The organism is Mesobaculum littorinae, assembly GCF_004011175.1.
Taxonomy (GTDB): domain Bacteria; phylum Pseudomonadota; class Alphaproteobacteria; order Rhodobacterales; family Rhodobacteraceae; genus Tranquillimonas; species Tranquillimonas littorinae.
In genome coordinates this window covers 32,649-40,898 of the sequence record NZ_RQXX01000011.1, presented here as the reverse complement: position 1 = coordinate 40,898, position 8,250 = coordinate 32,649, and the positions used below count along the sequence as shown (strand labels likewise).

7 protein-coding genes are annotated in these 8,250 nt (G+C 70.4%); 6 read left to right on the top strand and 1 reads right to left on the bottom strand.

Features of this window, described 5'->3' with window-relative positions; translation table 11 throughout:
* The 3 genes from EKE94_RS18175 to EKE94_RS18165 form a co-directional block, all read left to right on the top strand.
* A partial coding sequence (locus EKE94_RS18175; protein ID WP_206615119.1) for a replication initiator protein A occupies positions 1–510 on the top strand: 510 nt, incomplete at its 5' end.
* Between the two features lie 355 nt (positions 511–865).
* On the top strand, positions 866–1,507 hold the full coding sequence (locus EKE94_RS18170) for a ParA family protein (protein WP_127908054.1): 642 nt from the start codon (positions 866–868) through the stop codon (positions 1,505–1,507).
* Entirely contained in the window at positions 1,507–1,953 is a 447-nt protein-coding gene (locus tag EKE94_RS18165) for a hypothetical protein (RefSeq protein ID WP_127908053.1), read from the top strand. The genes EKE94_RS18170 and EKE94_RS18165 overlap by 1 nt, the downstream gene beginning before the upstream one ends.
* Positions 1,954–2,214: 261 nt before the next feature.
* On the opposite strand, the gene EKE94_RS18160 is transcribed toward EKE94_RS18165, so the two are convergent.
* The gene (locus EKE94_RS18160; RefSeq protein WP_127908052.1) at positions 2,215–3,750 is read right to left on the bottom strand and encodes a WecB/TagA/CpsF family glycosyltransferase; all 1,536 of its coding nucleotides are present in this window, start codon (positions 3,748–3,750) and stop codon (positions 2,215–2,217) included.
* A gap of 544 nt (positions 3,751–4,294) precedes the next feature.
* On the opposite strand from EKE94_RS18160, the gene EKE94_RS18155 reads away from it, so the two are divergent.
* The 3 genes from EKE94_RS18155 to EKE94_RS18145 all read left to right on the top strand — a co-directional run bounded on the left by EKE94_RS18155 (position 4,295) and on the right by EKE94_RS18145 (position 8,037).
* Entirely contained in the window at positions 4,295–4,918 is a 624-nt protein-coding gene (locus tag EKE94_RS18155) for a LuxR C-terminal-related transcriptional regulator (RefSeq protein WP_127908051.1), read from the top strand.
* A 147-nt stretch (positions 4,919–5,065) separates the two neighbouring features.
* Positions 5,066–6,637, top strand: coding sequence for a GumC family protein (locus EKE94_RS18150; protein ID WP_206615118.1), 1,572 nt, complete (start codon positions 5,066–5,068; stop codon positions 6,635–6,637).
* Entirely contained in the window at positions 6,634–8,037 is a 1,404-nt protein-coding gene (locus EKE94_RS18145) for an O-antigen ligase domain-containing protein (protein WP_407940930.1), read from the top strand. The genes EKE94_RS18150 and EKE94_RS18145 overlap by 4 nt, the downstream gene beginning before the upstream one ends.
* Positions 8,038–8,250 lie beyond the last annotated feature (213 nt).

Genomic DNA, 8,250 nt, shown 5'->3' with positions numbered 1-8,250 from the left:
CTGTCGGACTGGGTCTTCAACGCAATCCGCGCGCAGGAGGTTCTGACGCTGCACCGCGACTACTTCCGCCTGCGCAAGCCGATCGAGCGGCGCGTCTACGAGATCGCGCGCAAGCATTGCGGCCAGCAGGACGAATGGCGCATCGGCCTGCCCCTGCTGTTGAAGAAGACCGGCGCGCAAAGCCCGTTGAAGCGGTTTCGCGAGATGATCCGCGATCTTGTCGCCTATGACCACCTGCCCGACTACAGCGTCACCTTCGATGCCGCCGCCGACATGGTGACCTTTCGCAACCGCGGCAGCCTGCTGGCTACCTGGGCCACGGCCTGGGACGGCCGGCTCGATGCCGAGGCGCATCACGACGCGCGCGAGGTGGCTCCGGGCTGGGACGTCTACATGCTGGAGGAGAAATGGCGCCTCTGGCTGGGCGAGCACGAGATCGAGCCGAAATTCCCCGAACGTCACTTCATCAAGTTCTGCCGCAGCTGGTACGAGAAACGCGGGCGTCCGTAGGATCGCAGCAAAGAAAGATCCTAGTTTTGCAGATCCCTGCGAGCCTAGGATGCTATGAGAGGCGAAATATAGGATGCATGTATCCTAGGGTTCTGCGCCATCCCGTCCGGCGGTCCTTCTTGTCCATGTCCATGCAGCCGCTTCGGTCCGCGATCCCTTTAGGCACAGCTTCGCGATTTCCCCGAAGGATCTGCACCGCACTGCTTTCGACGCACTGCGGGGGCGCCCTGCCAGCCGTCACGCAGCGACCCGCAAGGAGGGAAACGCAGGATCCTAGGAACGCAGGAGCCTATGTTGTCGCAAGGCTAATTTCGTGATATCCTAGGACTTAATAAACAAAAACCTGAGGCAGGCCATGATACTATCCTTGATCTCGCAGAAGGGCGGGGTGGGCAAAAGTGCGCTCGCCCGGCTTCTGGCCGTGGAAATCGCCAAGGCGGGGTGGTCGGTGAAGATCGCCGATCTCGACCCCGCGCAGGGCACCTCGACCAAGTGGAAGGCGCGGCGCGACCTGGCCGGGCTGCAGCCCGACATCGCGGTCGAGAAGTTCCGCACCGTCGACCGCGCCCTGAAAGAGGCCGACCGCTTCGACCTGATGATCCTCGACGGGCCCGCCCATGCCGAACAGGGCGGGCGGGTGATGGCGCGCGCCAGCGACCTGGTGATCCTGCCCACGGGCTACAGCCTCGACGACATGGAGCCGCAAATCGAAGCCGCCTACGAGCTGGAAGAGGCCGGTATTCCGACCGAGCGTCTGCTTTTCGTGTTCTGCCGCGCCCGCGGGTCCGAGGCCGAGGATCGCGCCGCGCGCGGCTACATCCGCAAGGCCGGGCTTCAGGCGCTGGGGCCGATCCTGCCCGAAATGGCCTCGATCCGTCAGGGTCACGCCGAGGGCCGCGCCGCGTCCGAGGTGCCTTTCCCGAAGGTGCAGGAAAAGGTGATCGCCGTCGCACAGGGCATCGTCGACCAGCTGACCGCCGAACGGGAGGCCGCGTGATGGCACGGGGATTGCAGATCGCCGAACCGCCCCGCCGCCGCGGCGCCGCAGCGCAGGAGAAGCAGGCCACCGGGACGCCGCAAGGCAGCTCCGGCCCGGCAGCCGGGACCGAGGTTGAGGCTGAGGCTGAGAAAGGGCAGGGCGGCACCACCGGTGAAACCGCCCGCAAGGGCGCACCCGCGACGCGGACACCGGGCAGCGACCCCGAGCCGAGGACCGCTCCGAAATCTGCGCCGAAAACTGCGGGCCCCCGCGCCGTCGCGGCGCCGTCGCGGGGCGAGAAGTTCTCGCAGGTGGCCGAGCACGACAAGGTGCAGTTCAACAAGCGCGTCACCCGCGGCACGGCAGACGGGTACGAGATGCTGGCGATCCGCACCCGCCGCAAGGTGCCCGAGCTTCTGGCCGAGGCGCTGGAGCTGCTGGAAGAGCGCTACGGCAGGGTCTAGGACCACAGGAACCTAGGAATCTGCGTTCCTAGGATTCTCGCTTTCTGCCGACATAGGATCCTGCATGTCCCCGGGCTTGCAGAGCGCGGCGCGGCGGCGGCGTTCTCGTCCCGGGTGTGGTCGGTGGCCCCGTTTAGGACCCGTTTTGGAGATCGCCCCCGCCCCCCCCCCGTCTTCCGTCACCGCACGCAACGCCGCTCCGCCCGCCCCGTCGGGGGCCGGCGGAGCGGGCAGGGGGGCGCCGTGACAGGAGGCGTCGTGTCAGTATGCGCCGCGGCCGGTCAGCACCGCGCGGAAGGTCATCGCGATCAGCATCACGTCCAGCATCACGCTGCGCGAGGCGGTATAGGCGACATCCATGTCGATCATCTTGTCGAAGCCGATATCGGCCCGGCCCGAAACCTGCCACAGCCCCGTCAGCCCCGGCTTCACCGCCAGCCGCGCCAGCGCCCGGTCGGGATAGGCCGCAACCTCTTCGGGCAGGGCAGGGCGGGGACCCACCACCGACATCTCGCCCCGCGCGATGTTGAGAAGCTGCGGCAGCTCGTCCAGCGAATAGCGCCGCAGCAGACGGCCCACGCGGGTGACCCGGGGGTCGGCCTTGGACTTGAAGCAGACGCCGGCGCGGTCCGACGTGGCCAGCAGCGCCGCGCGGCGCGCCTCGGCATCGACATGCATCGAGCGGAACTTCAGCACCTCGAACAACCGCCCGTCGCGCCCGACCCGCACCTGCCGGAACAGCACCGGCCCGCGGCTGTCCAGCCGGATCGCCGCCGCGATGGCAAGGAACAGCGGCCCCAGCAGCAAAAGCGCGGGAAGGATCACGGCAAGGTCGAGCGCACGCTTGGCCACGTCGGCCCGCGGAAAGGCGCAGGACAGCGCGTGGGCCGCGGCCCGTGCCAGGAAGGTGGCGTTGCCCACCAGGTAGCGCCCGGCCATCCGCCGCGGCTCCATCGCCAGGCGCCAGGCCCATTCCATCCGTGCCCGCCGCACCGCGGCCGGTGCCCGGCGGACCCGGCCGGCGAGGAAGTCGAACAGCGCGCCCACCCCCAGCGACAGGCCGGGCCCCATTCCGGTGTCAGTGTCGGCCGCATTGGCCAGCCACAGGTCCTGCCGGGGCACGCCCATGGCCACGAGCAGGATATCGGCACCCGAGGCGGCGATCGCCTCCTGCGCGGCCTGCGGGTCCGCGGCGCCGGCGAAACCGTCGCGCACCCCGGCGATGCGCAGGCCCGACGCCCGGCGCAACAGCGCCAGCGCGGCATCCTCGGCCACCCCCGGTGCGCCGCCGAAGAGGTAGACGGACATCCCGCGCCGGCCGGCCTCGTCCAGCAGGCGGGGCACGAAATCGGTGCCGTTGAGGTTCTCGGTAAAGCCGCCGCCGCGCATCCGTGCCGCCAGCTCGACCCCGATGCCGTCGGGCAGCACCATGTCGGCGCCCTGCAGCGCCGCGGCATAGGCCGGGTCGCGGGCCATGACGTTGCCGCAATGGGCGTTGAGAAAAGCCACCCGCTGCGGCGGGGTGCCGGTCTCGACCGCGTCGAGCAGCCGGGCGATGACGCTCTCCGCGTCGGCATCGACCACCTGCAGGCCGAAAAGTGCGCGGCGGGCGAGCCCGTCGGTTTCGGAGACGTCCCCGGCGATGGCTGCGGGATTGGCTGCGGCGTTTGCAAGACGATCCGCGGGGGAGGCGGCAGAGAACGCGGCAGGAGAGGCGGTGGGAGACGCAACGGCGGGACCGGTCGCCGGAACCGAGGTGGCGGGACGGGTGAAATCGAAAGGGGCAGCGTAGCTCATGGAACCGGCCTCCGGCGTTGCTTGGATGCCTTGACCATCCCGGGACGGGGCCTCAGGCTCAACTGAGCGGAGGGAGAGAGCGGCGGCCCTTCCGGTCGTGCCCGCCGCCGGAGGGGGGGCGGACCTATCCCACCGGACAGGCCTGCCCTCCGCACGGGACCGAGCGGGACCGAGCGGGACCGCACCGGGGACCACACCGGGGCTGCCCGGGAACCGCCTCCCCAACCCTCCCCGGGCAACGGAGGGGCAGGAGAGGGGCCACGCAGAAGCCGGACCACGCCCCGGGGTTTGGTTCCCAGGTTCCGGGCCCCGCCGGGAAGGGTCGGCCCGGGGGCGATCCGCACAAGGATCCCGGGCGCCGTGCGAGAGGCCATCCGGAGGGTCATCCCAGGGGGGCATCCGGGGGAGAGAAGCGGGGCAGGGCAGCAGGACACCGCGCAACCGACCGGGGAAAAGCGAAAGCCGTCTGTTCTCCGGGGCTTGTGGCCCCGGGCCGGGCCACCTAGGATCAACCGCAAGCTGCAAGACGGGAATTGGGGAAGACATGCGGGTCCTGATCGCGGACGACCACGATCTTCTGCGCGATACCCTGTTGCTCTATCTCGAATCCGAAGCCGGGATCGAGGCAACGGGCGTCGCCGATTATCCCGCCGCCGAAGCCGCCGTCGCGGCCGCGGACGGCGACCGGGGCTACGACCTGATCGTGCTCGACCTCGACATGCCGGGGATGTCCGGGTTGACCGGGCTCGACCGGGCCATGGCCTGGGGGGCGGGACAGCGCGTGGCGCTGATGTCTGGCACCGCCAACCGCGAAACGGCCGAGCGTGCGCTGGCCGCGGGCGCGGCGGGGTTCCTGCCCAAGACGCTGGCGGCGCGGTCGCTGGTCAACGCGATCCGCTTCATGGCGATGGGCGAGCAATACGCGCCGCTGGACTGGCTGCGCGCCGCCGAGGCCGAAGAGGCGCATCCGCTGGCGCAAAAGCTGTCGCAGCGCGAACTGCAGGTGCTGCGCGGCCTGACCGAGGGCAAGTCCAACAAGGAAATCGCGCGCGACATCGACATCCAGGAACCGACGGTCAAGCTGCACGTCAAGACGCTCTATCGCAAGATCGGCGCGGCCAACCGCACCCAGGCCGCGATGATCGCCAAGGAGGCCGGGCTGTTCTGACCTATCCGTGCGGATAGGGAAACCGCCCGACAAAACCGCGGCCCTCCCCCTCCGGGATCAGGAAACGGCAAGGTATTAACTATAGGACTGCAAGGGCACGCCGCCGGCGCCCCTCGCGGGGCCGGCCCGAGACCAGGAGCCGCCCCGATGTCCCGACGTTCCGCGATCCGCCAGATCCTGTCGCTGCCCTTCCGCATTCTGGGCGCGGTGCTGCGGCCGCTGCGCCGGCTCTGGCCGTTCCGCACGCCGCTGCGCGACCTGACGGTGGTGCGGGTGCTGGCCGGCGGTCCGATCAACGACCTGGGCCGTCTGCCGCGCTACCTGGGCTTCTTCCTGCTGGGGGCGGCGCTGATCTGGGCGCCGATCGCCAGCTACCTGTCGACGGCGCCGCTGCGCTACACCTCGCAGGTCTCGCTGATCCTGCCCGGCGCCGGGGCCTCGGCCTCGGTCAACCTCGACCAGATCGGGCAGGCCTCGTCGAACTCCTCCTCGCCCTTCTCGAACAACTCTGTCAGCCCGACCGAGACCTACAAGCGGCTGCTCTCGGCCGATCGCATCCTGTCGGCCGCCGCGGCCCAGGTGGGGGTGGCGCGCGAGGCCCTGGGCAAGCCGCGGGTCGAACTGGTCGACCAGACCGGGCTGATCCACATCCAGATGACCGGCGGCTCGCCCGAGGACGCGCAGGACCGCGCAGAAGCGCTGGTCGGCGCCTTCTTCTCCGAGGTCGACGCGTTGCGCAACGAAGAGCTCGACGTGCGCACCGAAAGCGGCTCGGACGCCATCGCGCAGTACCGCGGCGCGGTCGACGACACCCGGGTGGCGATCCAGGCGCTGCAGCGCGAAAGCGGGCTGATCTCGGTCGACCAGTACAACAACCTCGTGGGCGAGGCCGAGGCGCTGCGCAGCCGGGCCAGCGACCTGGCCAATGCGCTCGGCGAAGAGACCGAGGCGGTCGAGGCGCTGCGCCGCGCGCTCGGCATCGGGCCCGCGCTGGCCTCGGCCACGCTGAAGCTGCATGCCGACAGCGAATTCTCGGCGATCATCGAAGAGATGGGCCTGCAGGCGGCAAAGCTTTCCGAGGCGAAAAGCCAGTACGGCGACAGCCACCCCAAGGTGCGCGCGGTGCAGGCGCGCTACGACGTCGCCCGCAACCGGGCACAGGCGCGCGCGCGGCGGGTGACGAACCTCGGCGACGGCGATATCGCGCAGCTCGACCTGGCGCCGATCGGCGGCCGCTCGGGGCTTTTGTCGCAGCTCGTCACGCAGGAGGCGCGGCGCGCGGGGCTCGCGGCCGAACACGACGCGATGATCGCCCGGCTGGCGCAGACCCAGGCGCGGGTGCGCGACCTGATCGACCCCGCCGCCCGGCTGGAGGACCTGCAGCGCGATTTCCGCGTGGCCGAGGCGGTCTTTGCCTCGGCGCTGGCACGGACCGAAACCACCAAGACCGACCTCTATGCCTCCTACCCGCTGGTGCAGGTGCTCGAGAACGCGTCGCTGCCCGAAGGGCCGTCCTCCCCCAAGACCAAGCTTGCCATCGCGGCGGGGGTGGCGGGGACGCTGTTTCTGCTGATGGGCCTGATGCTGACCTGGCTGCGGCGGCCGCTGATCGGCCGGCTGCTGGAGAACCCCGAGACCGCGGACGCCCCGCGCCGGCGCGAAGCCGCAGGCCCCGAGGGGCCCGCCCCCCTGGCCCCCGGCGGCGGCCTGCCGGCATGACCGGAGGGGCCGCTGCGGAGGCTGCTGCAGGGGTTGCGGCCCATGGGGTGGGACCGGGCGCGCCCCTGCGCCCGCAGAACCCGGCCGAGAAGATCGCCCTGCGCAGCCTGCAGCTGACCTGGCCCTTCTACTTCATCGGCGCGCTTTACGTCGTGGGGCCGGTGCTGGGCTGGATCCTGGCGGGGCTGGCGGCGCTGGCGCTGTTCCTCGGCCCCGCGATCCGCCGCGACCTGCGCCCCACCGGATCGATCCCGCCCGTCGTCTGGGCCTGGATCCTCGGCATGGGGGTGATGCTGATCGCGCTCTGGGTCGGGCACCTGAACTGGGGCTTCGGCGCCAAGGGCACGATCAAGTCGACCATCGGCTGGGCCAAAGGCTGGGCGCTGGTGGCGCTGTTTCCCTTCGCGGGCGCCATCCTGCCCGTCCGGCGCGAGATCCTGGTGCGCGGGCATTGCCACGTCGCGCTTTGGACACTGATCCTGACGCCGATCCTCTTCGTGGCGCCGATGATCGGCCTGCCGGAGAAGATCTTCACCTCGCCGCTGAAGGCGGTGGGGGGGCCGGGGCCGGAATACTTCTCGGTCTACTTCTACACCATCGATCCCGGCGCCGGGGTGCCGCGCTGGCAGTTCTACGTGCCCTGGTCGCCCTTTGCCGCGCTTCTGGGCGTGGTCATGGTGCTCTTCGCGCTCGAGGAACGCGACCGCCGCTGGATGGCCGCGGGGATCGCCGCGGGCGTCATCATGATCCTTCTGTCGAAGTCGCGCATGGGGCTCGTGGGGCTTGTCGCCTGCACCATCGGGCCGCGGATGCTGCCCCTGATCTTCAAGGGCTGGGCCTGGCAGGTGGCTGCGGCGATCAGCGCCTCGATGGCGGTGCTGGGCACGGCGCTTCTGCAGATGCTGCAGGACGGCGTCGCCGCCTTCAAGGGCGCCCGCGCCGACAGCACCCGGGTGCGCGAGACGTTGCAGCGCATCGCCGGGGAACGCTGGCGGGAAGAGGCGTTCTGGTTCGGCCATGGCCGCGTCGCCCCGGGGCCGCACCTGGTGGAATACATGCCGATCGGCAGCCACCACACTTGGTGGGGCCTTCTCTTCGTCAAGGGCGCGGTGGGTTTCGCGGCGCTGCTGGTGCCGCTCGTATGGCAGACCGCCCTGGCGCTGGTCGATGCCGCGCGCGGGCCGCGGGGACGGTTGCCGCTCGGCATCATGATGACGCTGGTGCTTCTGTCCTTCGGCGAAAACATCGAGATCGAGGCCTATATGTTCTGGCCGGGGCTGATGATCCTGGGCCTGCATGCCCGCGAATTGTCCGACGAGGCGCGCGACCGCCGGCTCAGGGCCGAACTGGCCGCCCAGGCTGCCGCCACCGCGAGGATGCAGTCCACCGGGGCCGCCTGACGGGCCACCACCCAACCGCCCACCGACCTCGGGCCCACCAGGTCCGAACCTTCAGCCCCGCGCCGTCAGCCCCGCGCCGTCAGATCGGGGTTTCGGGGCGCCGGGCCGGTCGATCTCGCCGGCGCTGGACCAGCCACGGGGCACTCGACCACGCCGCACGGCACGACGAACGGCCACCCGGTTTTCGTCAGGGGCCTTCCCCGCCAGCAGCGC